The organism is Streptomyces sp. NPDC048639, from assembly GCF_043199075.1.
In the GTDB taxonomy this organism is placed as follows: Bacteria; Actinomycetota; Actinomycetes; order Streptomycetales; family Streptomycetaceae; genus Streptomyces.
In genome coordinates, this window is record NZ_JBICVP010000011.1 from 104410 (window position 1) to 129392 (window position 24983).

The 24983-nt window shown below is 71.8% G+C and carries 23 protein-coding genes; 7 read left to right on the forward strand and 16 right to left on the reverse strand.

Annotated elements, in window-relative coordinates; all coding sequences use genetic code 11:
- Positions 1-227 precede the first annotated feature (227 nt).
- Positions 228-704, forward strand: coding sequence for a heme-degrading domain-containing protein (locus tag ACGFNH_RS27620; protein WP_393658452.1), 477 nt, complete (start codon positions 228-230; stop codon positions 702-704).
- 237 nt (positions 705-941) lie between these two features.
- Here ACGFNH_RS27620 and ACGFNH_RS27625 read toward each other — a convergent pair whose 3' ends face one another.
- The 8 genes from ACGFNH_RS27625 to ACGFNH_RS27660 all read right to left on the reverse strand — a co-directional run bounded on the left by ACGFNH_RS27625 (position 942) and on the right by ACGFNH_RS27660 (position 8647).
- Positions 942-2261, reverse strand: a complete 1320-nt coding sequence (locus ACGFNH_RS27625) for an MFS transporter (protein WP_393658195.1) — start codon at positions 2259-2261, stop codon at positions 942-944.
- Complete coding sequence (locus ACGFNH_RS27630) at positions 2258-2827, reverse strand: ArsR/SmtB family transcription factor (protein ID WP_393658454.1); 570 nt, start codon at positions 2825-2827, stop codon at positions 2258-2260. Before ACGFNH_RS27630 ends, ACGFNH_RS27625 begins: the two co-directional genes overlap by 4 nt.
- A 457-nt stretch (positions 2828-3284) precedes the next feature.
- Positions 3285-4142: a fumarylacetoacetate hydrolase family protein gene (locus ACGFNH_RS27635; protein WP_393658197.1), complete on the reverse strand. Its 858-nt coding sequence runs from the start codon at positions 4140-4142 to the stop codon at positions 3285-3287.
- 188 nt (positions 4143-4330) lie between these two features.
- On the reverse strand, positions 4331-5236 hold the full coding sequence (locus ACGFNH_RS27640) for a YidC/Oxa1 family membrane protein insertase (RefSeq protein WP_393658198.1): 906 nt from the start codon (positions 5234-5236) through the stop codon (positions 4331-4333).
- 347 nt (positions 5237-5583) lie between these two features.
- Positions 5584-5889: a DUF6412 domain-containing protein gene (locus ACGFNH_RS27645; RefSeq protein WP_393658200.1), complete on the reverse strand. Its 306-nt coding sequence runs from the start codon at positions 5887-5889 to the stop codon at positions 5584-5586.
- 154 nt (positions 5890-6043) lie between these two features.
- Positions 6044-7576, reverse strand: a complete 1533-nt coding sequence (locus tag ACGFNH_RS27650) for a sodium:solute symporter (protein ID WP_393658202.1) — start codon at positions 7574-7576, stop codon at positions 6044-6046.
- A complete protein-coding gene (locus tag ACGFNH_RS27655) occupies positions 7573-7824 on the reverse strand; it encodes a DUF3311 domain-containing protein (protein WP_393658204.1) in 252 nt (83 codons plus the stop codon). The genes ACGFNH_RS27650 and ACGFNH_RS27655 overlap by 4 nt, the downstream gene beginning before the upstream one ends.
- A 100-nt stretch (positions 7825-7924) precedes the next feature.
- Positions 7925-8647, reverse strand: a complete 723-nt coding sequence (locus ACGFNH_RS27660) for a class E sortase (RefSeq protein ID WP_393658206.1) — start codon at positions 8645-8647, stop codon at positions 7925-7927.
- A 377-nt stretch (positions 8648-9024) separates the two neighbouring features.
- Here ACGFNH_RS27660 and ACGFNH_RS27665 point away from each other — a divergent pair, with 377 nt between their 5' ends.
- The 5 genes from ACGFNH_RS27665 to ACGFNH_RS27685 all read left to right on the forward strand — a co-directional run bounded on the left by ACGFNH_RS27665 (position 9025) and on the right by ACGFNH_RS27685 (position 14078).
- A complete protein-coding gene (locus ACGFNH_RS27665) occupies positions 9025-10023 on the forward strand; it encodes a YecA family protein (RefSeq protein WP_393658208.1) in 999 nt (332 codons plus the stop codon).
- A 174-nt stretch (positions 10024-10197) separates the two neighbouring features.
- A complete protein-coding gene (locus ACGFNH_RS27670) occupies positions 10198-10578 on the forward strand; it encodes a very short patch repair endonuclease (RefSeq protein ID WP_393658455.1) in 381 nt (126 codons plus the stop codon).
- A 174-nt stretch (positions 10579-10752) separates the two neighbouring features.
- Positions 10753-11283 (forward strand): nuclear transport factor 2 family protein, encoded by a 531-nt coding sequence (locus ACGFNH_RS27675; RefSeq protein WP_393658209.1) that lies wholly within the window; start codon positions 10753-10755, stop codon positions 11281-11283.
- A gap of 176 nt (positions 11284-11459) precedes the next feature.
- Positions 11460-12641, forward strand: a complete 1182-nt coding sequence (locus tag ACGFNH_RS27680; RefSeq protein ID WP_393658211.1) for a serine hydrolase domain-containing protein — start codon at positions 11460-11462, stop codon at positions 12639-12641.
- 453 nt (positions 12642-13094) lie between these two features.
- Entirely contained in the window at positions 13095-14078 is a 984-nt protein-coding gene (locus ACGFNH_RS27685) for an NAD(P)H-dependent flavin oxidoreductase (protein WP_393658213.1), read from the forward strand.
- An 87-nt stretch (positions 14079-14165) separates the two neighbouring features.
- On the opposite strand, the gene ACGFNH_RS27690 is transcribed toward ACGFNH_RS27685, so the two are convergent.
- The 6 genes from ACGFNH_RS27690 to ACGFNH_RS27715 all read right to left on the reverse strand — a co-directional run bounded on the left by ACGFNH_RS27690 (position 14166) and on the right by ACGFNH_RS27715 (position 21487).
- Entirely contained in the window at positions 14166-15362 is a 1197-nt protein-coding gene (locus tag ACGFNH_RS27690) for an ABC transporter ATP-binding protein (RefSeq protein ID WP_393658215.1), read from the reverse strand.
- 12 nt (positions 15363-15374) lie between these two features.
- The gene (locus ACGFNH_RS27695; RefSeq protein WP_393658217.1) at positions 15375-16208 is read right to left on the reverse strand and encodes a carbohydrate ABC transporter permease; all 834 of its coding nucleotides are present in this window, start codon (positions 16206-16208) and stop codon (positions 15375-15377) included.
- A complete protein-coding gene (locus ACGFNH_RS27700) occupies positions 16208-17152 on the reverse strand; it encodes a carbohydrate ABC transporter permease (RefSeq protein ID WP_393658219.1) in 945 nt (314 codons plus the stop codon). The genes ACGFNH_RS27695 and ACGFNH_RS27700 overlap by 1 nt, the downstream gene beginning before the upstream one ends.
- A complete protein-coding gene (locus ACGFNH_RS27705; RefSeq protein ID WP_393658221.1) occupies positions 17149-18492 on the reverse strand; it encodes an ABC transporter substrate-binding protein in 1344 nt (447 codons plus the stop codon). The genes ACGFNH_RS27700 and ACGFNH_RS27705 overlap by 4 nt, the downstream gene beginning before the upstream one ends.
- A 320-nt stretch (positions 18493-18812) precedes the next feature.
- The gene (locus tag ACGFNH_RS27710; protein ID WP_393658223.1) at positions 18813-19700 is read right to left on the reverse strand and encodes a hypothetical protein; all 888 of its coding nucleotides are present in this window, start codon (positions 19698-19700) and stop codon (positions 18813-18815) included.
- 431 nt (positions 19701-20131) lie between these two features.
- Complete coding sequence (locus ACGFNH_RS27715) at positions 20132-21487, reverse strand: DUF445 domain-containing protein (protein WP_393658225.1); 1356 nt, start codon at positions 21485-21487, stop codon at positions 20132-20134.
- Between the two features lie 256 nt (positions 21488-21743).
- Here ACGFNH_RS27715 and ACGFNH_RS27720 point away from each other — a divergent pair, with 256 nt between their 5' ends.
- On the forward strand, positions 21744-23054 hold the full coding sequence (locus ACGFNH_RS27720; RefSeq protein ID WP_393658227.1) for an SGNH/GDSL hydrolase family protein: 1311 nt from the start codon (positions 21744-21746) through the stop codon (positions 23052-23054).
- Between the two features lie 168 nt (positions 23055-23222).
- Here the strand turns inward: ACGFNH_RS27720 and ACGFNH_RS27725 are convergent, their stop codons facing one another.
- Entirely contained in the window at positions 23223-23936 is a 714-nt protein-coding gene (locus ACGFNH_RS27725; protein WP_393658229.1) for a DUF1707 domain-containing protein, read from the reverse strand.
- A gap of 31 nt (positions 23937-23967) precedes the next feature.
- On the reverse strand, positions 23968-24966 hold the full coding sequence (locus ACGFNH_RS27730; protein ID WP_393658231.1) for an ATP-binding cassette domain-containing protein: 999 nt from the start codon (positions 24964-24966) through the stop codon (positions 23968-23970).
- Positions 24967-24983 lie beyond the last annotated feature (17 nt).

Here is a 24983-nt window from a genome sequence, read left to right on the forward strand (position 1 = left end):
AGGCACCGTCGGATCGAGAGGGTCAGCCGACCCCGGGCGGCGCGCCGCGCGCCGCAGGCACCGCGGGCACGGGCGGATCCCCGGCCACCACGAGCGGCGGCCCGGCCGGCGCAAGCGGATCCCCGGCCGACCGCGGCGAACCGGCCGAACACGCGCCGCCGCCGGGCGGGCATGGAGCCCCACTGGAGCCCGACGCGTCCGCCGATCCGCGTGAGGCGGCGGCCAAGCTGATCCCGGAACTCGAGGCGCAGGAGCGGCGGCTGGTCCTCAAGTCCTTCACCCATGAGCACGCCTGGCACCTCGGCTCGATGCTCGTCGAGCTGGCGCGGCTGCGCCATGCCCCGGTCGTGGTGGACATCCGGCGCGGCAGGCAGCAGCTGTTCCACTGCGCCCTGCCCCGCACCTCGGCGGACAACGACGCGTGGACCGACCGCAAGCGGCGAGTGGTGGAGCGCTACGACGAGAGCTCGTACCTCGTCGGCGCCCGGTACCGCGCCAAGGGCACGACGTTCGAGGCGTCCTCGCGGCTGGACCCCGACCGGTACGCGGCGCACGGCGGAGCGTTCCCGATCACCGTCGAGGGTGCGGGCGTCATCGGCACCGTGACGGTCTCCGGCCTGCCGCAGGCCGAGGACCACGCGCTCGTGGTGGAGGCCCTGGAGCGCTTCATCGCGGCGGGCCGTATCGAGGCGGCCACGCACTGAGGCCGCCACGCCGCCGTACGCTGAGGCGCCCCGAGGCTGCCGCGCGCCGAGGCTCGTACGGCCCGTGGCTCCGGCCGTACGAACCGTCTTCGGGGGCGCAGTGCCGACACGGACGGTCAGCGCGAACGGCCGGTCGCGGACAACCGGTTCAGGTACGCCGGGTCGCGTACGGCCGGGTCGCGTACGGCCGGGTCGCGTACGGCCGGGTCGCGAGGTTGCGTGTCACGTGGTGCCGGGTCACGGCGCGGCCGGGCGCGGCACGGCCGCTTCCGGCTCCGTGCGCAGCGGGGTCGTCGGCAGGTCCCGGCACCGCCGGATCGGGGAGAAGCAGAGGATCAGTCCGGCGAGGGGAACACCGGCGGTCATGATCCACATCGCGGGTCGCACCCCGAGCACCTCTCCCAGTACGCCGCCGAGAAGAGCACCGAGGGGAATCGTGCCGAAGTTGAGGAACGCGGCGCTCGCGGTGAGCCGTCCGAGCAGTTCCGGTGGGCAGTAACGCTGCTGGAAACCCGCCTTGATCACATTGCCTCCGACCACGCCCGCGGAGACGCAGAAGCCGCCGGCGAGGAACAGTACGGTTCCCGTCCCGCCCGTGGTGAGCGGGATGAGAAGGGCGAACACCGGTAGTCCCAGCTCGAAGAGGAGCATCGCGCGGGCGGTGCCGACCCGGCCTGCCGTACGGCGGGCGGCGAACGCGCCGACGACTCCTCCCGCGCCCGCGGCCGCGATCAGCCCGCCGACGGCGCCGGGGGCCAGCCCGACGTCCCGGACCAGGAAGACCAGGAGGATGGACTGGTAGCCCATGAGGGCGAGGTTGGACGTGGCGCCGAAGAGCGTGAGCGTACGCAGCCAGACATCACCCGCCACCAGCCGCAGCCCCTGGCCGACTTCCGCGGTCAGGGTCCCGGCAGGGCGGGCGGACCGGGGACGGCGTGGCTCCCGGTGCCGTATGCCGGACAAGCACAGCAGGGCCAGGAGAAAGGTCGCGGCGTTGATGAGCATCCCGTTCACCGCGCCCGCGAGCTGGGCGATCAGACCACCGGACCCCAGGCCCGCGATCTGGGCGGCGGACGCGCTCCCGTGCAGCTTGGCGTTGCCCTCGGCCTGGTCGGCGGGTTCGAGGACGCCGGGGAGGTACGCGGTGTAGGCGGTCTGGAAGAACACCGCGGCCGTACCCGTCAACAGGGCCACGGCCAGCAGCAGTCGGACGCTCAGCAGGCCCGCCCACGCGGCGGCCGGTACGCCCGCGTAGAGCACGAGGGAGACCGCTGCCGCGGCCAGCATCACCGGCCTGCGGGGCAACCGGTCGACCCAGACGCCCGCAGGAAGGCCGATGATCAACCAGGGGAGCCAGGCGGAGGCACTGAGCATCCCGACCTCGAACGTGTCGGCATGCAGGGTCGACACGGCCACCAGCGGCATGGCCACCCCGGTGACGGATGCCCCGAACTTGCCCGCGGTCTCGCCGCACCACAGCAGGCGGAAGTCCCGGTGACGCCACAGAAGTCCGCCGCGAGCGCTCCGGAGAAGCCCGCCGCGACCGCTCCTGCTCATGCGGTGTCGCGCTTTCGCCGCTCTTTGCGCGGGAACGACTGGAGCTGCACGATCACGGGCAGGGCGTCCGGGTCCGTCCCGGCCGAAGCCTCCTCGGTCTCGGTGTAACGCGCGACGACACCCATCAACTCGTCGTTCAGCGACCGAAGCTGAGCAGGAGTCAGTCGGAGGTCGCGCCAGTCGGAGATGGTTCCGACGTCCTGCCACTGAGGCTCCCAGTCCTCGGCGAGATAGCCGGTGACACGGCCGAACTGCTGCTGCACCAGCTCGTGCATGTAGACCTGGAGCGCGCCGCGCGTCGCGGGGTCGTGCCGGAACTCCGACGTGTTGAGCACCATTCTGTCCTTGACCGCCCGCCACCATCGCTCGCGCTTGGTGCCGCGGTCCCTCTCCTCCTCGATGAAGCCGTGCTGGGCCAGGTGGCGCAGATGCCAGCTGACCGTCCCTGTGTTCTCCCCCAGGCGTTCCGCAAGGCGTGTGGAGGTCGCGGGCCCGTCGAGAGTGAGCGCTTCGAGGATGTCCATCCGCAGGGGATGGGCGAGGCCACGCAGGCTGCGGGCATCCATGCGGCGGGTGGGCCGGGGTGCGGGTTCCGAGGCGCTCACCGTCGATGCGGGTTCTGTGGCCCCTGACTCCGTGGCTCCCGAGGTGCGGTGGTCGGGCTCGTCCGTGGTCATGACGGCATCGTAGGATGCAGAGACTTCTCTGCATAGAGTCACTTGCAGAGGAATCTCTGCACTCTCACACTGCCTGAGGCACGCACCGGCCCGAGGCGCGCACTGCGGGAGTGCGAAGGGCGGGTGCGCCGTGCCCGGAGACGCGGGTGAACGGGAGCCGGTCGCGTACGGACCCGGGCCCAGTCGCCTTAGGCGGGCAGGGCCCCGCGCTCTTCCGGGCCGCCACAGCGGTCCGGCTTGCGGGGCGGCACAGCCGCTTCCGGTCGCCCCACGCGGGCAGGGGCGGAGTCCCTCCGCCCCTGCGATGTCCTGCGATCGCCCTGCGATGTCCTTCCGTGCTCCGGTGCTAGGCCGCCCTCAACGCCTGCCGCTGGCGGCCCAGTCCGTCGATCTCCAGCTCGACGACATCACCGGGTCGCAGATACGGCTTCGGGTCCGGGTGGCCGAGGGCCACGCCCGCGGGCGTACCGGTGTTGATGACATCGCCGGGGTAGAGCGTCATGAACCGGCTGAGATAGCGCACCACTTCGGCCACCGGGAAGATCTGGTCGGCGGTCGTGCCGTCCTGCTTGACCTCCCCGTTCACGCTCAGCCGCAGCCGCAGCGCCTGCGGGTCGGCGATCTCGTCGGCGGTCACGAGCCAGGGGCCCAGCGGGTTGAACGTCTCGCAGTTCTTGCCCTTGTCCCACTGGCCGCCGCGCTCGATCTGGAACTCCCGCTCGGAGACGTCGTGCGCGATCGTGTAGCCCGCGACATGGGCCAGGGCGGCCTCGGCGGACTCCAGATAGCGGGCCGTACGACCGATGACGACGGCCAGTTCGACCTCCCAGTCGGTCTTCTCACTGCCCCGCGGCACGAGCACCGCGTCGTCCGGGCCGACGACGGTGTCCGGGGCCTTCATGAAGACGATCGGCTCGGTGGGAACGCGCGCGCCCGTCTCCCGCGCGTGGTCGTGGTAGTTCAGCCCGATGCAGACGATCTTGCCGATCCGGCCGACCGGCGGCCCGACCCTCAGCCCGGCGCCGTCGAGCACCGGGAGCTCCCCGCTCGCGGCGGCGGACCGTACGCGTGCGAGCGCCGCGTCGTCCGCGAGCAGCTCGCCGTCGATGTCCCGCACCAGGTCCGAAAGATCCCGCAGGCCGCCGTCACGGTCCTGCAGCGCCGGGCGTTCCGCTCCGGCCATTCCGACACGCAGCAGCTTCACCGTCACACTCCCGTGGTCGTGTGCCGCCCCTGCGAGCCTCGCTCGCCGGAACGGCTCGGACGATGGGTGCGGCCACCGGCCGAGGATCGGTCGATCATCCAAGGCCGGTCTCCGCTCCACAAGACCTTGTTCACGGAATGGACCGTCCGGCCGTCACCTCACGCTTTCCGGACCGTGTCACCTCACCGTCACTTCACGGTTGCCGTCCGCATCACCTCACGGTTGCCGGTCCGGCGGCGGGGGCCCGTCCTGGAACGGCCCCCGTTGTCGTTCCCGTTCCCGTTCCCGCTTCCGTTCCCGTTCCCGTTCCCGCGGTGCAGCCAGGCCCGCTCGGCTGCCGACCAGGCCGTGGTCGTGGCGAGGTAGAGCCCGGCCGCGAGCGGAACGAAGGCGGCGGCGAGCAGTGTCCCGAAGGACAGCAGGGGCAGCACCCTGGCCATTGCGGCGGGCACGGACGCAGCGGGGTCACCCTCCGCACCCCTCGCCCTACTTGCCCTCGCCGTACCTGCCCCCGCCGTACCTGCCTTTGCCACCCCGGTCCTCGCAGCACCCGCCGTCGCCCCGTCGACGGCAGTCGCGCCCTTACGGGCCCGCAGATACGTCCAGGTGGCGACCGCGGCGATCACCGCGAACAGCCCCAGGTACACCAGCCCCTGCGCCCCGAACAGGCCACCGTCGGCGAGCGCATCCGCCCACCGTCCGCTGAGCGGTGCCCCGAACAGCGAGTGGTCGAGGACGTCGCCGCCACCATGGGCGAAGAGCCGGTACATCACAAAGAACACCGGCAGTTGGGCCAGCATCGGCAGATACCCCGCGAGCGGCGAGGTTCCCGTCTCCGCGAACAGTTCGGCCGTCGCTCGTCGCAGTCGCTCCGGATCACGGCGGTGCTTGCGCTGCAGTTCGGCGATGCGCGGCGCGAGAGCGGCCCGCGCCTTCTCGCCCCGCGCGGCAGCCCGCGTGAACGGATGCAGCGCGAGCCGTACGCACAGGGTCAGCAGAACGATCGCCGCGGCGGTGGCCGAGCCGCCGGCGAGCGGATGGAGTTGATCGGCGAGGTGCGCGAGCAGTGCACCCAGGGATGCGGAAACAGACATGGGTCGAGCCCTCCGGGGTCTCGTCGTGCCGGAATGTCGGAAGGCCGGGATGCGTGGAACCGCGGAACGGCGAAACCGCCGCAAGCACGGAAATCGCGGAACGTGGAGTCGGATCCTCGGATCCGTCGCAATCCCGGAATCGGCATGACGAGCCGCGCGGGCTCCCGGAACGTCTTTCCCGATCACTGCGCTCCACGCAGGATCACGCGAGGCGTGCCACACCCGAGGTGCGCACGATCGACGCGATCAGACATGCGGCGTCGAAGCGATCACGCATACGCACGGCATGCGCAGGCGTGCACGGGAGAACGGGAGAACGGGAAGGAATCTGAAGGACCGGGAAGCCCTTACGCGGCCGTCGGAAGGCGACGGCCGGGTGCTCGGGGCCGTGGACGGCCTGCCGCATCGGGATCCCTCTGCGGCAGGAAGGCCGTACGGCGCTCCCGGTCCCGTATCGCGGTGCGTATGCGTCCCGGTGGTACCGCCGGGGCGGGCGCGGCGGAGAGAAACGCGTGGCAGAGCAGCACCAGGGCGGCGGTCGCCGCCGCCGCGGTCAGCGCGGTCGCCAGGCCGCTCTCGGCGAGGAGCACCGCGAGCAGCAGGAAGAACGCCATGGCGATCTGCGCGCGCCACACGCGCACGGCACAGGTCATCGTCCTCCCCCTCCCGGTTTCGCCCCGAGTCCCGCAGTTCACGGGTCCGCGGAGTCCACGGGCCTCCCGGATCCTGAAGAAGTCCCCGAAGCCCCGGCATCCTCCGCAGCCCCCGGCATCCCCGGGAGACTTCTTGCCTCGTCTGCCCGCGATCCTAACCCCCTCCACCGACAACGGACATGGGCGAGCGTTCCGGAAGCGCCTCCTCCGCGAGAACGTCCTCGTCGGGCCGCTCGTCGACCCGCTTCGGCCCCCCGTACGTCACCCCGATCGCGACCACGAGATTCGCCGCGAGCGCGACGATGCCGGCGTTCACCCCGCCGACCGGATCGTTCCCGCTGAACACCAGCGCGCACACCAGCGCGACACCGACGCCCAGCCCGGCGACCGCACCGGCGAGCGTCAACCGCCGCCACAGCAGCCCGAGGAGCACCATCGGCACGAGCTGCGCCATCCCCTCGTACGAGATGAGCGAGAGCCGTACGAGAGTGTTCGGCGCGATGTAGGTCAGGACCAGCGCGAGCGCCCCGGCCACGACCACGACGACCTGCGCTGCCGCCTTCTCCCGGCCCGGCTTCCGCTCCTCCGCCTCACCGGACCGCCGGAGGAGCGAGAACACGCTCCGCCCCCACATCGTCCCGATGACCAGCATGAAGACCGCCATCGGCACGATCGACGACAGCGCTGCCGCGACCCCGATGACCCCGACCGCCCACGCGGGCAGCGAGTCCACGACCAGCTTGAAGAGAGCGAGGTTCGAGTCGGCGCCGGCCAGTTCCGGGACGACGAAGAGCGCCGCCATGCCGAGCAGCATCGGCACGAACAGGAGAACGTTGTAGCAGGGCAGCCAGATCGCGTTGCGCCGCAGGGCGTCGGCGCTCCGGGCACCCAGGTAGCCCGCGACGGTGGTCGGGAAGATGACGACGGTCAGCGCGTTGAGCAGGGAGGTCGTGAGGAACCAGCCCTCCCCCAGCCCCGGGGAGTCGTGCCCGGGCAGGGTCAGCCAGGCGCTGCGCTCCTCGGACATCCTCGCGAGCAACTCCCCGTAGCCGCCGAAGTAGTGCAGGGGCACGTAGACGGCGAGGAACCCGAGCGTCCCGATGACCAGCACGTCCTTGAGCACGGACACCCAGGCGCTGCCGCGCAGCCCGCTGACGACGACGAAGCCCGTGGCGACCAGAAAGGCCAGGAAATAGGCCCAGTTGAGGCTGATGGCGCCGTAGGAGATCGTCGAGACGACGACGCCCATGCCCGTGATCTGGAGCTGGATGTAGGGCAGCAGGAAGACGGTGGCGAGGACGGCGACCGCGGCGCCGAGCCACCGGCTGCCGAACCGGTGGGCCACGATGTCGGTGATGCCGACGAGCCCGTGCTTCCTGGCGTACGCCCAGAGCATCGGCCCGACCACGTACCCGGCGGCGTATCCGCAGGACATGTACGCGATGACGTAGAGGACGGGCGCGCCGTAGGTGTAGCCCCAGCCGGCGGCGCCTAGGTAACTGAAGCTGGTGTAGCCCTCCCCCGCCATCAGGACCCAGATGAAGACGGCGCTCAGGCTCCGCCCGCCCACGGACCACTCCGCGAGCCCGCCGCCGGCCCCGCGCCCGCGCACGGCGAGCAGGCCGAGGGCGACGGTGAGAACCATGAAGACACCGAAGACGGACGTGGCGACGGCCGCGTTGCTCATCGCGCCCCACCCCTGCCGCGGTGCCCGGCCGTGCTCCGCGCACCGTTCCCCGTCCGGCCCGCCCGCCGGTCGCCCCTCCAGGCGAGCCAGACGGCGACGGGGGTCGCGGCCGTCGCACCCAGCAGCCAGACGAAGAGGAAGGGCAGACCGAGCACGACGGGCTCGACGCGGTTCACCAGGGGCACGGCGCCGAGGAACAGCACGTACGGGACGAGCAGCCACAGCAGATGAGGACGACGTGTGAGCACGCCGCCCGACCCTACTCACCTCTCCCGCCCGCGACGAGGCGCGCGCCCCACGCCCTCACGGCGCGCCCGTCCGCCCGGCTACGAGGTACGGGCCCGGCCGCTACGAGCCGCGCGCCTCCGCACGCTCCAGCCGCCCCCAGACGACGAGGCGGTATCGGGACGTGTACTCGGGGGTGCAGGTGGTGAGCGTGATGTAGGACCCGCGCTCATCGAACCCGTAACCCCGCCGCACCGAACTCCGCGGCACCGCATCGATCACACTGCCGTCGGCGGCCGAGGTCTGCGGCAGGGTCTTCGCGATCCGGTACGTGAACCGGCCCTCGCGCGTATCGACGCGTACGACGTCACCGGGGCGCAGGCGGTTGATGTACCGGAACGGCTCGCCGTGCGTGTTCCGGTGCCCGGCGAGCGCGAAGTTCCCCTCCCGGCCGGGCTGTGCGGTCCCCGGATAGTGGCCGACGTAACCGCGGTTGAGAACACCGGACTTGCCGATGCCCTGGGCGATGGGCGCGGTGACGCCGATCCGCGGGATGCGGATTACGGCGTAGGCCTGGTCCCGGCGGGGCGGCGCGGACCGGCCGTCCGCGTGCCCGGCTCCCTGCTCCGGTGCCGAGGACGCGCCCTCCTCCGGGGGAGGCGAGGGCTCGGTGTCCGCGCCCGGTGCCCGGCCCCACTCCTCCTCCAGTGCGTGCACCTGGCGTTCGGCGCCGGCGCGGGCCTCGCGGTTGGTCCACCAGAGCTGGTGGACGACGAGGAGCAGGACGACGAGACCGAGGGTGACGGCGGCTTCGGCGGATCCCCAGAGGACGCGGGCGAGCAGCACACGGGGGCTGAACTCCCGTCGTCCGGAACACCATTGCCTCTGCCGTTCTCGCAGGACGGCGGACGCCCGCATCCGCGTACGCGCTCCCACTCGCACCGCCTCCCGCCCTCCGGCTCCTCCGACCCCGGCCCGGCGGGCGCACGATAGGCCTTCCCCCTTCAAGCCACCAGAGAGAGAGCGGGTCCCGTCGGAGCGCGGACGCGCGGACGCACGGAGCGCGGACGCGCGGACGCACGGAGCGCGGACGCGCGGATGCACGGATGCACGGAGCGCGGACGCGCGGATGCACGGATGCACGGAGCGCGGAGCGCGGAGCGCCGGGAACGCCCACGGCACCACCGGGGACGCCTGCTCCCGTACGCAGTACGGTGTGCAGCATGCCGCCCGAGACCACCCCCGCCCACCACGCGTCCGAAGCCGAGCGCCTGGAACGCATCGCGCTGAAGTTCCCGCAGGACAGTGAGCAGTTGCTGCTGCAGGCCGCGGCCCACTGGGAACTCGCCGACGAACGCCCCCGGGCCAGTGCCCTCTACGACCGGCTACTCACCGACAACCCCCGGAACCCGCTCCTCATCAAGGCGCTCAACGCCGCGAACCTCTGGGAACACGGCCACGAGGCCGAGGCCCGCGTCCTCATCGACGGCATCCGCGCCGCCGCCCCGCGGGACTCGACGCCGTGGGAGATCATCGCCGAGACCCTGGAGGCCCACGACGAACTCCAGGCCGCACACGACTGCTTCACGGCCGGGGCGACCCTGCTGATCGACGGCGACGAGATCCCGTACGAGGCGGGCCTCCTGCTGAACGGCCGCCACCGCGTCCGCCGCCTCCTCGGCAACCCCCACGACGCATGGGACGCCCTCGCCGACACCCAGCACTCCGGGGAAATCCCGCTGGACGAACTCCACGACCCCAAGCGCCTGTGGGCACTCGGCTCGGACGACCCGGCCGAACTCCGCGCCGAAATCGACCGACTCCGCGCGGAGTTGGGCGAACGCCGCGCCGCGCTGTCCCGCCCGTACCCGGTGGCGGTCCTCCACTGGCCGGAGGCGGAACTCAGCGAACTCCTCGCGGCGTACCCGGGGTTGGCCTCCGAATACCCCTCGCACACGGAACACCTGACCCGCATAGAGACGGCGCTGCGCGACCTCACCTCGGCGATGTCGAACCAGACGTTCGGCATCGTCACGGGCACGGTCCCCTCGTACGAGGCCTTCGCGGCAGCGGAACAGACAACCCCGGACGCGGCCGCGCTGCTCCCGGAATACGCCACGAACCTCGCGGCCCGCGGCCGCGCAACCCCCTGGCCTCCGGCCCGGAACGCCCCGTGCTGGTGCGGCTCGGGACACGCGTACAGGGCGTGCCACGGGGCGTAGGCCCCCGGCCGGAGGACGCGCTTCGCCACGGTGCCCCGCGCACCGGGCGACTCGCGGTCGGTGCCGCCGGGCGGCTCCGCCGCAATCGACCGGAGTGGCCGGCGCGTTCCCCGCCCCACGGATCACAATGGTCGTGTGCCAGCGATCCCGTCCTCACCATCCGTATCCGCCCGCATGAGCCGCCAGGCCAGCCGGAACACCACCCCTGAGCTGGCCGTACGTCGTCTGCTGTACGCCTCGGGCCACCGATATCGCCTGCATCGGCCCGTCCCCGGTCTCCGCCGTCGCACCATCGACATCGCCTTCCCCGGACCCAGGATCGCCGTCTTCCTGGACGGCTGCTTCTGGCACGGCTGCCCCGAGCACGCCACCCATCCCAAAGCGAATGCCGACTGGTGGCGACAGAAACTGGACCGCAACATGGCCCGGGATCTCGAGACCACGGACAGCCTGACCGCGTCCGGCTGGACGGTCCTCAGGTTCTGGGAGCACGAGGATCCCAGGGCCATCGCGGATCGTGTCGCGGCGACGGTGGCCGCGACACGCACGGCATGACGACCCGCGCACCGACCAGGGGCACTTCAGGCCCTGCGCCAGAGCCAGTCCTTTGTCGGCCACGCCTCGTTCGGGGCCATGCGGGACTCGGTTTCGGTTCACCGCGCGGCGGTCCTCGCCCGGATCTATCCTGATGGGGCCGAGGTCCGGGGCCGTGACGCGAGGAGCGTTTCGATGGCCGATCACGCCGCGATGGAGCGGATCTGGGAAGCCCATATGGCCGGTGAGTTCGTCGCGCAGGACGTCGAGGCCACCATGAGCACGATGACCGGCGATCCCGCCGTCCTCCACGTGCCCACCGCCATGGGCGGGATCGGGTACGACGCGGTCAAGGACTTCTACGCCCGCTGGTTCATCGGGCGGAACCCCGAGGATTTCACCGTGCGTTCCCTGTCCCGCACCGTGGGGGATCACGGCATCGTCGACGAGATGATCGTGTCGTTCACCCACGACATCGAAGTCCCCTGGATCCTGCCGGGCGTCGCCCCCACCGGGCGGTCCGTCAGCGTGCCCGTCGTCGCCGTCGTCGGATTCCGGGGCACGGCCGTGGCCGGCGAGCACATCTACTGGGATCAGGCCGCCGTCCTCCTGCAGACGCAGCTCCTGGGCGCTGGCGCCGTCCGGCACCTTCCCGTCATCGCCGTCCCCGAGGACGTGCTCGACGGCAAGGTGCCCCTCAACCGGCTCACGGAGAGCTGGCCCTGATTCGCCGCCCCGCGCAGCTCGACTCCCTGCCCAGCGCATCTCGACTCCCTGCCCCGCGCCGTCCGACGGAGCCCCCGCCCCCACCGATGAGTTCTGCCTCTCCGCCCCGTCTCCATCAGCGACAGCTGCCGCCGCGTCCCGCGGCACAGGCGTACGCCGAAAAGAGCGGAACGACCATGGCCGATGACACGCACAGAGACGGGCCCCAGCGGGGTGGCGTGAAGAGCGGGTTCCAAGAGGGCGTTCCGGGCGACGGCGGCGTCCAGGGGCAGGTGCAGCACGCCATCGACCAGCTCGTCGCGTCCGGTGCCGAACGCGGCGTGCAGGTCGCCGTGTTCCGACACGGTGAACTCCTCGTCGACTCCGTCGCCGGTGTCGCCGATCCCGCGACCGGCCGCCCCGTCACCTCCGGCACCCCCTTCTACAACTACTCGATCGGCAAAGGCGCGACGGCGACCGTGGCGCACGTGCTCGTCGAGCGCGGGCTCTTCACGTACGACACTCCCGTCGCCGAGCTGTGGCCGGAGTTCGGCGCGCGCGGCAAGGGAAGCGTGACCGTACGGCACGTTCTGACGCACTCGGCCGGAGTCCCGGGGATTCCGCAGGACACCACGCCCGAGGACTTGTGCGACTGGGAGCGCATGTGTGCCGCCCTGGCCGATGCCGAGCCGTGGTGGGAGCCGGGCACCCAGGTCGGCTACCACGCCTACACCTTCGGCTACCTCGTCGGCGAGATCGTCCGCCGGACCACGGGCAAGCCGGTCTCCCAGGTGCTCCGCGAGGAGGTGACGGCCCCGCTCGGGGTCGCCGACGAGCTGTGGTTCGGCATGCCGGTCTCCGAGCATGCCCGTCTCGCGCCCCTCGAAGACGCGGAAGGCTCCGAGGAGTTGATGGACGCGATGCCCGCGGATCTGCCGATGTTCCGGGCCGGTCCGCTGTCGCTCTTCCCGACCGCCGCGCTGGGCAACCGTACGGACATCCTCGCCGCCGACATCCCCGCCGGCGGAAAGACCAGCGCCCGCGCCATCGCCCGGATGTACCCGGCCCTGCTCGGCGAGGTCGACGGCGTACGGCTGGTCTCCCCGCAGCGGCTGCGGGAGGTCACCGCCGAGGCGGCGAGCGGCGTCGACGCGGTCTTCGGCAATCCGTCCACGTGGGGGCTGGGATACGCGCTCGGCCGGCCCGGCTGCGAGGGTCCGGAGGCGGCGACGGCGTTCGGGATGGGCGGTGCCGGGGGCAGCTTCGCGTACGGGGACACCGGGACGGGCATCGCGTTCGCGCTGACCAAGAACCGGCTCACGGCCGACTTCGACGCCGTCGGGCGGGTCAGCGAACTGGTCAACGCCGCCCTCGCCTGATCCTTCCGCGGGAGCCGCGCACTCCGCATTGTCCGCATCCCCGCATTGTCCGCGGCGTGCCGACACCACCCGGCCGCCCACCGCCGTGCGGGTCCACCCCCACCGCACGGGTCCGGTCCACCCCCACCCGAAGACCGGCCCGGGGTGGACCCAGCCCCCGCGACCGCACTCATCGCACCCCCACCTCGATCCCCCGCGCCGCACTCGCAGCCCCGCACCGATCCCCCGCACCGCACCCCGTCCCACCGGAATGCCACGCCCGCCCACCGGGGGGATGATGGGAGTGGTCCCGAGCCGCGGTCCACCCGGCCCGGCCCAGGAATCCGCGGCACGCCCTGCGGCCCCGGGTCCGGCAGGTCGTGGCCCCGCACCCTGTGCCCGCCCGCGAGGCGACGGGCAGAGGGCCGGAACGCGCGACGCCCTCTGCGCCCGCTCCCGCCGGAGGTGCTGCACATGCTCCATACGCCCGTCTGTGACCTGCTCGGCATCGACGTCCCCCTCGTCTGCGCGCCCTTCGGCCCGTGGGAGGAGGTCGGGCTGGCGGCCGCCGTGTGCGAGGCGGGCGGACTCGGCAGCCTCGGTACGGCAGTCCGGACCGTGCCCGCCCTCCAGGAGCAGTGGTCCGAGCTGCGCCGGCTCACCGACCGTCCGTTCGCGATCAACCACACGGCGCGACCGCTCGACGAGGGCGCATTTCAGGCGACGGTCGAGGCTCACCCCGCCGCCATCTCCTTCCATCTGTCCGTCCCCGCCGATCTGATCGAGCGCGCCCACGAGGAGGGCATTCTCTGGATCCAGCAGGTGATGGACTCCGAGCAGGCCGCGGAGGCCATCGACGCGGGGGCCGATGTCCTCGTGGCGCAGGGCGGTGAGGCCGGGGGGCACGGCGGGGACGTGAGCACCATGGTGCTGGTGCCGCAGGTCGTCGACATGGCGGGCGATACGCCGGTGATCGCCGCCGGCGGGATCGCCGACGGGCGGGGGCTGGCGGCGGCGCTCACCCTCGGTGCCCAGGGTGTGGCCATGGGGACGCGCTTCCTGGCGTCGGCGGAGATGAGCGCGTCCGAGGCGTGGAAGAACCGCATCGTCGCGGCGGACGCCCGCGACGCGGTCAAGGCGACCAACAGCGAGCGCATCCTGCCGCCGTACACCGAACCCGGCAGCTACGGCGTGCCCCGCTCACTGCACACCACACTGGTGGACGCCCTGCGCGAGCACCCCGGCGACGTCGACCCGGCCGAGGCCGTACCGCGCCTGATGGCGGCCATACGCGGCGGGCGCGGCGACGAATACCTGCCGTTCACCGGGCAGTCGGCGGGGCTGGTCCACGAGATCCTGCCGGCGGGCGAGATCGTGCGGAGGGTTGTCGAGGAGGCGGAGACCGTCCTCGCCGGGACGGCGGCCGCGCACGCTCCCGGTGTGGCGGACCCGCCCTGACCGGGCCGCGCACGCCCCGGGTGTGGCGGACACGCGCTGCCCCGGCGCGGCGCCACCGGACCCCGCGTTCAGTGAGCCGTACGAGGCTCAACTCCCGTCCCGGTGCTCCGGATGCGTCAGGTTGACCCCCGTGGCCGGGTCGAAGATGTGGGCCTTCGCCACGTTCACGCACAGCTCGATGCGCTCGCCCTCCCGCGCGCGGGTCGCCGCGTTCAGGCGGGTGACGACCTGGTGGCCGCGGCTGCCGGCGTCCTTGAGGCCGGAGTCCGTCGCGAGCTCCTCCAGTTCGTCGGTCATCGCCCGGTGGCCCTCCTCCTCGAAGTACACGTACGCGTCGGAGCCCACGGACTCCACCACGCCCACCGTGGTGGAGAAGGTGTGGAAGGGGCCTCCCCGGCTGGTGTCCGCAAGCGACGCGTCCTCGAACTCCTCCGGCCGGAAGCCGACGATGAGGTCGCGGGGAGCGTTCTGCCGCTCCAGGGCCTGGCGGGTCCGGTCGTCCAGGGGCAGGTCGCCGAGGGAGGTGCGCAGGTCGCCGCCCTCCAGCGTGGCGTAGAGGAAGTTCATGGCGGGCGAGCCGATGAAGCCCGCCACGAAGAGGTTGCGCGGCTCGTCGTAGAGGTGCTGCGGTGTGCCGACCTGCTGGACGACGCCGCTGCGCAGTACCACGACGCGGTCGCCGAGCGTCATGGCCTCGGTCTGGTCGTGCGTCACGTACACGGTGGTCGTACGGAGACGCTGCTGGAGCATGGAGATCTGGGTCCGCATCTGGACGCGGAGTTTGGCGTCGAGGTTGGACAGCGGCTCGTCCATGAGGAACGCCTTGGGGTTGCGGACGATGGCCCGCCCCATCGCCACCCGCTGCCGCTGGCCGCCGGAGAGGTTGGCGGGCTTGCGGTCCAGATGCTCCGTCAGATCGAGGATGCGGGCGGCCTCTTCGACCTTCTCCCGGATGGTGGCCTTGTCGACCTTGGCCAGGCGAAGTGCGAAGCCCATGTTGTCCCGCACGCTCATGTGCGGGTAGAGGGCGTAGCTCTGGAACACCATGGCGATGTCGCGGTCCTTGGGCGCCTTGTCGTTGACGATCTGGTCGCCGATCCGCAGGGTCCCCTCGGTGATGTCCTCCAGGCCGGCGATCATGTTGAGCGTGGTGGACTTGCCGCACCCGGAGGGGCCGACGAGGATCACGAACTCCCCGTCCTCGATACGGAGGTTGACATCCCGTACCGCCAGGGCACCGTCCGGGTACCGCTTGGTGATTCCTTCGAGAATGATCTCGGCCATCGGTTCAGCCCTTCAGCCCTTGACCGCCCCGGAGGTCAATCCGGCGACGATGCGCCGCTGGAACAGCAGCACGAAGACGATGATCGGTACGGTGATCACCACGGCGGCCGCGGCGATCGACCCGGTGGGCTGCTGGAACTGCGAACTCCCGGTGAAGAACGCCAGCGACGCGGGCACGGTCCGTGCCGCCTCGGTGGAGGTCAGGGAGATCGCGAAGAGGAAGTCGTTCCAGCAGAAGATGAAGACGAGGATGGCGGTGGTGAAGACGCCGGGCGCGGCCAGCGGGGCGATCACCAGCCGGAACGCCTGCGCAGGTGAGGCGCCGTCGACCTTCGCCGCCTTCTCCAGGTCCCAGGGGATCTCGCGGAAGAAGGCCGAGAGGGTGTAGATCGCCAGGGGCAGCGAGAAGGTCATGTACGGGATGATCAGCCCGGGCCAGGTGTCGAAGAGGCCGAGGATCCGCTCGATGTTGAACAGCGGTGAGACCAGCGAGATCGGCGGGAACATCGCGATGAGCAGCGACATGCCGATCAGCGGCCGCTTGCCGGGGAAGCGCAGCCGGGCCACCGCGTAGGCGGCCATGGTGCCGAGCGCCACGGCGATGGCGGTGGCGATGAGCGCGATGCCGATCGAGTTGATCAGGGCGCGGGTGAACTCGGAGGTGTCGAAGATGCCGCGGTAGTTCTCCCAGGTCCACTTGTCCGGGACGAAGTTGCCGTCGGTCAGCGTGCTGGGCGCCTTGAACGAGAGGGCGACGATCCACCACACCGGGAACAGTGCGTAGAGGACGACGACCAGGTTCACAACGGACCAGGCGACGACGTGCCGCTTGCCTGCCTCCGCCATCAGCGGTTCACCTCCGAGCCGGGTGCGGCCGTGCCGAAGAGCTTGATGAAGACGAACGCGATGAGCGAGACGCAGAGGAAGATCAGCACGGAGACCGCGGACCCGATGCCGAGGTTGAGCGCGGTGAAGAGGTTGTCGTAGCCGAGGATCGACAGGGACGCCGTGTCGTGGGCGCCGGCCGTCAGCACATAGATGTTGTCGAAGATCCGGAAGGCGTCCAGGGTCCGGAAGAGCAGCGCCACCAGGATCGCGGGCTTCATCAGCGGGACGGTGACGAGGAACAGCCGCTGCCAGACACCCGCGCCGTCCACCATCGAGGCCCGCAGCGTCTCCTCGGGGACGAGCGCGAGCCCGGCGAGCAGGAGCAGCGCCATGAACGGGGTCGTCTTCCACACCTCGGCGAGGATGATCAGTCCGATGGCCTGCCACTGGTCGGTGAGCGGCGCGCTGCCCTCGGGGAGCAGCGAGGCGAGGTAGCCCATGTCCGGGGTCCACGCGAACTGCCAGGAGAAGGCGCCGACGACGGTGACGATGCCGTACGGGATGAGGATGGCCGTGCGGACCGTGCCGCGGCTGAAGATCGTGCGGTGCATGACGATCGCCAGCCCCATGCCGAGGACCAGTTCGATGGCGACGGAGACGGCTGTGACCAGGACGGTCACCCAGAACGCCTGCCACCAGAAGCCGGAGGAGAGCACCGCCCCGTAGTTGCTCAGGCCCACGAACTCGGCCATCGCGGGGAAGCGCAAGTCGTAGCGCTGGAAGGAGAGATATACGGCGTAGGCGATCGGGTAGGCCGTCACGGCGAGCATGACGACGACGGCGGGGGCGCACAACAGCCAGCCCAGGCGCCGTTCCTGGCGCGCGCCCGCCGACGGCGCGGCCTTGGCGTCCTTCGCGGCGGCGCCTGCCGGTTCCGGCCGGGTGCTCGGTGGTGTGGTCACGGGATCAGCCCCTTGGACTGCAGCGCGTCGTTGATCTGGCCTCTGATCTCGTCGACCGCGCTCGCCGGCTGGATCTCCGCGGGGGGCGAGAGGGTGTGGGAGATCACGATCGAGACGTTCTGGTACGCCGGGGTCTTGGGGCGGACGCTCGCCGTCTCCAGGGCGTTCAGCACCTCGCGCGCGAAGGGGTAGTCCTTGGCGAGCGCCTTGTCGGTGTAGAGGTCGCGGAGGGTGGGCGGCAGGCCGCCCTGGAGCGCGGCGGTGAGCTGGTTCTCACGGTTGCGCAGGCACAGTGCCGCCTCGTACGCGAGGTCGGCGTGGCGGGAGTAGGAGCTGATGGCGAGGTCGATGCCGCCGATGGTGGGGCGGGAGGGCCGGCCGGCGTCGACGCGGGGGTAGGGCGCCCACTTGAAGTGCGGGAAGAGCTTGGGGTTGTTGGCCTTCATCGAGGGATAGACGAAGGGGTAGTTGATTTCGAAGGCCGCGGTGCCGGACTCCATGGCCAGCCGGTTCTGGTCCTCCATCTGGTTGGTGAGGGAGGGGTCGGCGGCGGGCGAGCGGGCGAGGTCGCGCATGATGCCGGCGGCTCGTACGGCGGGCGGGCCGAGCGAGGGCTGCTTCCCGTCGGGCGTCATGATCGAGCCACCGGCCGACTCCACCAGGGAGTTGAACCAGACGGTGAGCCCTTCGTACTGGGCGCCCTGGATCTCGACGTAGTGCGGCTTGCCCTGCTTGGCGAGAGCGGAGGCCATGTCGATCATCTCGGCCCAGGTGGTGGGCGGCTTGGGGACCAAGTCGTCGCGGTACCACAGGAGTTGGGTGTTGGCGTTGTACGGGACCGCGTACAGCTTCCCCTCCCAGGTCGCCGTCTCCAGCGAGGTCCGCAGGGTGCCCTGGACGGCCTGGTCCCGGTTCTGCCCGGTCCACGGCCGGATCCAGCCGGCCTCGGCGAACTCGGCGGGCCAGGTGACGTCCAGGCCGAGAATGTCGAGCGAGGAGTCCTGCGCGGAGAGCCGGCGGACGAGTTGCTGCCGCTGTCCGTCGGCGGCGCGGGGGAGCTTGTGATACGTGATGGAGTACCGGCCGCCCGAGGCACGGCCGCAGTCGTCGGCCGCCTTCTGCAGGGCACCCGAGTCGTCGGGGAAGTTGTACCAGTTCAGCTCAGCGCGGCCACCGGATTCACCGCCGCCTCCGCACGCGCCGAGTCCCAGCGCCAGCAGGGGCAGGACGGCGGCGAGGGCGCGACGGCGGCGGCGCGCGGAGCGAGTGCGCCCGCGGCGCGGCGGTGGCCAGGAGCCCGGGGAGCGGCGTCCCGTCACCGGGCGGGCTCGTCGGTCCATGCGCCCTCCACCTCAAGTCCGGAGCCGGCACCGGCGGGCGCGCGGTGACCCTCCGTACCGTCGTCGGCAACGGACCCTAGACCTCGGGCATACCGATATCAAGCTCCCTTATCGGGCATAGCGCACGGGCGGCTCAGCGCCATCCCCCCGTCAGGGGCCCGCGGCACCGACCGCGAGGTGGCATACAAGGCGATGCCCCCTGGCTCTCGGGGAAGCCAGGGGACATCACCACCGACTCCGGTCGGGGTGGTCGGACGGACCACCCGACGACCGGCTCCGCTCATTTCCGGCAGGCTCGGTCAGGACCGGTCAAAGACCAGTCAGGAACGGCCGGCCTTCGCACGGCGGCGTACGACCACGACCCCGGCGCCGAGGGCGACCGCGGCGAGCGCGCCACCCGCGACCAGCTCCGTGGTGCCCAGCCCCTGGGAACCGCCCTCACCACCGTGGGTACCACCACGGGGGTTGCCCGTGACGGTCACGGTCGCGGTGGCCGTGACACGGTCGGGGCGGGCGGCCGCGCGGTCGCTGCTGCGGTTGGCGCGCATCCAGTCGCCGCCCTCGTAGCTGCCGGACTGGCTGTCGGCCTCGGCGCCTGCGTCCTCACGGGCGCCGGCGCCCATGTCGTTGCCGGCGTCGCCGCGGCCGTTGCCCATGTCGCTGCTCGCGTCGCCGCGGCCGTTGCCCATGTCGTTACCGGCATCGCCCCGGCCGTTGTCCGCGCCGGTGCCGGCGTCGGCGTCACCGCGGCCGTTGCCCATGCCGCTGCCCGAGTCCGGGCGGCCGTTGCCGGTGCCCGCGTCGGCACCCGCGTCCGTACCGGCGTCGGCACCCGCGTCGGCACCGGCGTCAGCACCGGGACCGTCACCCCGGCCGAGGATGCAGGTCCCCCGGACGGTGTACGTGCCGGGCTCGAGGTGCCGGTGCACCTTCAGCGTGCCGCGGAAGACACTGTGGTCGGACTCCTTGAAGAACACCGTCCCGGCGCGGGAGCTGCCTTCGGCACGCTCGGTGCCCCGAGGACAGAAGAGGGTCAGGCTGACGGTCCCACCCGGGCGGACCGAGTCCGGGTGCGCGATGAGACGGGCATGCGCGCCGCCGCCGTAGGGGTGGTCGTCAACCGGCTGCGCGGCGATGGCGGCCGGGGCGGCCAGGGAGACTAGGGCGCCGGCGGCGAGGGCGACACCGGCTGTGCGGTTGAGTCGCACAGGAACTCCTTCCCGTGGACGCGAGAGCGGGGCGGTTGCCCCGCGTGGGTTGGGCGCCCGCGTCCTACGGGTCCAGGGAATGTGCTCCCGGACGAGCCCGCGCGCTGACGGTCCGTCAGTGATCACCCGCGCGGACCCGCCGCTCGGGCCGACGGACCGTCACTTCCCCAGGTCAGCGGGGTGGCGTCCACCATTCGCCGCAGCACGGAAAATTACGCTGCACAGCGGACAGGCCACCGGACCTCCATTCGCCGCGCCGGCGTCCGGCCGCCTGCCGTACAGCCGAGCCTCCCGTACGGGGCGGAGCGCCGGTCGCCGACGGGACGCCGGTCGCTGACGAGGCGTCGGCCACCACCCCGCGCGACCTCCCTCGCCCGGCCGCATCCCCGTCTGACGGCCCGGCAGCACACCACGGCCGCCGGGCCGCGGGTCTACGCGCCCATGGCCCGCGACACCGCGTAGATGACCAGCCCCGCCAGCGCGCCGACCACCGTGCCGTTGATCCGGATGAACTGCAGGTCCCGGCCGATGTGCGCCTCGATCTTCCGCGACGTCTGCTCGGCGTCCCAGCCCGCCACCGTCTCCGTGATCAGCGCCGTGATCTCGTCCTGGTACGTCGTCACCACATGGACCGCCGCGTCCTCCAGCCAGTGGTCCACCTTCGCCTGCATCCGCTCGTCGGAGGCCAGCCGTTCGCCCAGCGACCGCAGCCCCGTACGCGTCCGCAGCCGCAGTTGGCTGTGCTCGTCCTCCGAAGCCGCCACGACCATCTGACGCACCGAACCCCACGCCGAGGCGATGACCTCCTGCACCTCGCCGCGCCCCAGCACATCCGTCTTCAGTCGCTCCACACGCGCCCGCGTGTCCGCATCCGACCGGAGGTCGGCCGCGAAGTCGGTGAGGAAGCGGTCCACGGCCCCGCGCGCCGGATGGTCAGGCATGTCCCGCATCTCGCCGGTGAAGCGCAGCAACTCCTTGTAGACCCGCTCACCGACGCGCTTGTCCACAAAGCGCGGCGTCCAGCCGGGCGCCCCGCCCGTGACGGCCTCCATCACCGAATCGCCGTGCATGACGAGCCAGTCGTGGGCCCGTACGCACACCAGGTCCACCACCTTGCGGTGCCCGCCGTCCTCGACGACCTTCTCCAGCAGCGCGCCCAGCCCCGGCGCGACCTCCTGGGCGTCGGCGCGGCGGGTGATGGCCTCGGCGACCACCGCCTGGACGTCGGAGTCGCGCAGCACGCGCAGCGCTCCGCGCAGCGCGGTCGACAACTCGGCCGTGACGCGGTCGGCGTTGGCGGGTTCGGCCAGCCAGCCGCCCAGCCTGCTGCTGATGCCGACGGACCGCAGCCGCTGCCGTACGACGTCGGAGGACAGGAAGTTCTCGCCCACGAAGTCGCCGAGCGTACGGCCCAGGGTGTCCTTCTTGGTCGGGATGATCGCGGTGTGCGGGATGGGCAGGCCCATCGGCCTGCGGAACAGCGCGGTCACGGCGAACCAGTCGGCGAGCGCGCCGACCATCCCCGCCTCGGCCGCGGCGGCCACATACCCCGCCCACGCGCCTCCCGCACCCGCGGTCTGCCGCCATTTGGCGAACGCGTAGACCACCGCGACCAGCAGCAGCAACGCGGTCGCGAACGTCTTCATCCGGCGCACGCCGCGCCGCCGTTCCTCATCCGCCGCGCTGTAGGCGAACGCCCCCCGCGGGACGGCGGATGAGGCGGCACCCGGCCGGGCATCCTTCACCCCACCGGCTCCATCGCCTTTGTCCGTCCTCGTCCGGTCCATCCGCTCCACCCGTTCACGAGTCCTACCTGTGCATGGCCATCATGTGACGCACTACCTGCCCTACTGATGGAACGCTCCGGGAGTTCCCGGCGTCTGTCAGAACGGGCACCCCCGACAGGGCCCCCCGCCGGGCGATCACACCATCGTGGGATCATGATGGGTCCGTCGGAACGAGCGCCACCGCAGTCGCCGCCGACCGCCCGTCACCCACCCAAACCGGAGCCGCGGGCTCCCCTGTTCGAGGAGAACGCCGAGCATGACCAAACGCCATGGTTATGCCCTGCTCGCCGCGCTAGCGGCAGTTGTGGTCCTCATCTCCACCGCGATATTCATCGGGGTGGGCGGGAGCAGCGAGTCCTTCAACAACGCAGCACCCCGCAAGCCCCGCGGCTCGGCCGCACCCGCCTCCGCGGGCGCCTGGGTCGGCACCTGGGCCACATCCCCCGCAGCAGCGGAGCCCAACACCCCCAACGGCTACGCGGGGATGTCCATACGGAACGTGGTGCGCACCAGCGTCGGCGGCACCGGCGCCCGTATCCAGCTCTCCAACCTCTACGGCAAGCGGCCGCTGACGATCAGCCACGCCACCATCGCGCTGGCCGCCGCCCCCAGCAACCCCACGGCCGCGGCGGGCACCCTGCGCCGGCTGACCTTCTCCGGCAACCCGTGGGTGACCATCCCCATCGGGCAGTCCGTCACCAGCGACCCGACCCGGCTGAACATCCCGTCGGCCGCCGACCTGCTCGTCACCACCTACTCGGCGAACCCCTCCGGACCGGTCACCTACCACCCGCACGCCCGCCAGACCTCCTACCTCGCGCGCGGCGACCGGGCCGAGGACGTGGCGGGGACGGCGTACACCGAGCAGACCCCGTCCTGGCGCTACCTCACCGCCGTGGACGTGCTGACCAACGAGGCGCGCGGCGCCGTCGTCGTCCTCGGCGACTCCATCACCGACGGCATCACCTCCACCGCGGGCGCCAACCGCCGCTTCCCGGACTTCCTTGCCGAGCGGCTGCGCACCGAGCCGGGGGCGCCCCGCTACAGCGTGCTCAACCACGGCATCAGCGGGAACCGGGTCCTCACCGACGGCAACCTCTTCTCCGCCGAGAACCCCAGCGCGCTCAACCGTGCCGAGCGCGACGTCCTCAAGGCCACGGCTGTCCGGGCCGTCGTCGTCGAGCTGGGCGTGAACGACATCCTCCGCCCCCCGCAGCAGACCGACCCGCGGAAGATCACCGAAGGGCTGCGCCGCCTGGTGCAGCAGGCCCACGCCCGCGGTCTGCGCGTCGTCGGCGGCACGCTCACCCCGTTCTACGGGCACCGGGGATTCACCCCCCGCCTGAACGCCGTACGGGAGCAGGTCAACGCCGAGATCCGGTCCGGACAGATCTTCGACGAGGTCGTGGACTTCGACCGGGCCCTGCGCGACCCCGCCCAGCCCCTGCGGCTCCTCCCGCGCTACGACGCGGGCGACCACCTGCACCCCAGCGACGACGGCTACCGGGCGATGGCCCAGGCGCTCGACCTGGCCCACCTGAAGGGCTCGGCCCCGGCACAACTCTGACGCGGGGGCGAAGCGATACGGGCGGGCCGGGGCCTTCGGGTCCCGGCCCGCCCGTTGTCCATGCCCGCCGGTTGTCCAGCCCCTCCCCGGCAAAGAACGGAGCGATACGGCCGCAGCAGCCGCGGGCGCGAAAGCAGCCGCGCGGCGCGAACCCCGAGCCGTACGGCGCTACTCCAGCTCCTTGCGCCCCCGCCTCCGCTGCTCCCGTTCCTCCAGCTCACGCTCCCGCTCCAGCTCCCGCCACTCCTGCCGCTCGGCCTTCAGCCGCCGCCGCTCCGCCCTGGCGAGCTTCCGCTCCACGGCCACCCCGCCCCAGAAGGCGAAGCCGCTGACCACCACGCGGGGCGCACCACGCTCACCCGGCTCCTCCGCCGCGCTCTGGTCGAAGCCGCCCATGACACCGAAGCCGCGCACATCGACCTCGACCCCGGGCGGTACGACGATCTGGACCCCGCCCATGATCGTGAAGCACCGGATCTCGACCTCCCGGTCCTCGAAACGGGCCTCGCGCAGATCCAGCTCTCCCCCGCCCCAGAACGTGAACGCGGTGAAGCGGCGCGGCACGGTCCACCGCCCCTTGCGCTGGAAGCCGCTCATCACGGCGATGCCCTTCGTGGAGCTCGCCGGGCCCCCGATCCGCTCCTGCCAGTCGGCGGAGACGGTCGCGGGCTCGCCCACCGCCGCCCCACCGGCGACCGGCAGATCGCGCGTCAGCGGCTCCAGATCGGCGTACGTACGGGCCCGGTACGCGGCCCCCAGCCGCTCGTCGAACTCCTCCATGTCCAGCCGGCCCTCCGCCACGGCCTCGCGCAGGATCTCGGCGACCCGGTCGCGGTCGGCGTCGGAGGCCCGCAGCTCGGGCAGATCAGGGCGCTCGCTCATGAGGAACACCCTATGCGGGCCGTGCCGTTCCTCACAGGGCGGAACGATCCGCGTACAGCTTCGCCACGACCTCCTCGATCGCCGGCTCCCGCACCGACAGATCCACCAGCGGATAGCCGTCCGCGACCGCCGCGACCACCGGTGCCGCGCTCTGCGTCGCCGGAAACGCCAGCCACTGCCGCGGCCCGTCGACCCGCACCGTCCGCGCACCCGGCACCCCGGAGATCGGCGGCAGCTCCCGCTCCAGGTCCACCACCAGCGTGCGCTCGCTCTCCCCCACCGCGTGCAGCCCGTCGAGCCCGCCGTCGTACATCAGCCGCCCGTGGTCGATGACCATCACACGCCGGCACAACTGCTCGATATCGGTCAGATCGTGGGTGGTGAGCAGCACCGTCGTCCCCCGCTCGGCCCCCAAGTCCCGCAGAAACGACCGGACTTTGCCCTTGCTGACCACATCGAGACCGATCGTCGGCTCGTCGAGGTAGAGCACCTCGGGGTCGTGCAGCAGGGCCGCCGCGATGTCGCCGCGCATCCGCTGCCCGAGCGAGAGCTGCCGTACGGGCACATCCAGCAGCGCGCCCAGGTCGAGGAGCTCGACGCAGCGCTCCAGATTCTCCCGGTAGCGCGCGGCGGGGATCCGGTACAGCCGGCGCACCAGCGCGTACGAGTCGCCCAGCGGCAGGTCCCACCACAGCGACGTGCGCTGCCCGAACACCACCCCGATACGGCGGGCCAGCCGCGTCCTCTCCCGCGACGGGTCGATGCCCGCCACACGCAGACGGCCACCGCTGGGCACCAGAATCCCCGTCAGCATCTTGATGGTGGTCGACTTCCCGGCACCGTTCGGGCCGATGTAGCCCACCGTCTCGCCGCGCGCGACCCGGAAGGTCAGCCCGTCCACGGCCCGCACCTGCCGCTTCTCCCGGCGCCAGAGCCCCGCCCTCCGCCGTACCTCGAAAACCTTCTCCACACCGTCGACGTCGATGAACGCCTCGTCCGCCATGCCCGCCGCACCCGTCGTCCCGGCCATCTCCACCCCTTCCGCCC